General features: G+C 51.9%; 1 protein-coding gene. It reads left to right on the forward strand.

The annotated features are described in order from the left end of the window. Nucleotides 1-235, forward strand: a 235-nt coding sequence (locus AAEZ05_RS30220) for a hypothetical protein (RefSeq protein WP_350650360.1), incomplete at both ends; no start/stop codon positions are given.

Here is a 235-nt window from a genome sequence, read left to right on the forward strand (position 1 = left end):
GATCAAGAACATGCCACAGAGATTTGCAAGACTTTCCAACTACCTGGGGAATACGACACGCACTGTCGGCAAGAACGTCTTTCGACGCACGGCAGCTGTTTCGCCGGCGCAAAAAATAGTGCGAGCCGGCCTTGGCGAGCTGCCGGAGAATATGGATCCTATATCTAAGCTGCGCCTGATAGAGCCTTATCAATACACTGGGGTCCTCAAGGAAACACCGAGCATCGAACTATTC

Origin of the sequence: Pseudomonas sp. HY13-MNA-CIBAN-0226 (genome assembly GCF_040310305.1) — a bacterium.
In the GTDB taxonomy this organism is placed as follows: domain Bacteria; phylum Pseudomonadota; class Gammaproteobacteria; order Pseudomonadales; family Pseudomonadaceae; genus Aquipseudomonas; species Aquipseudomonas gregormendelii.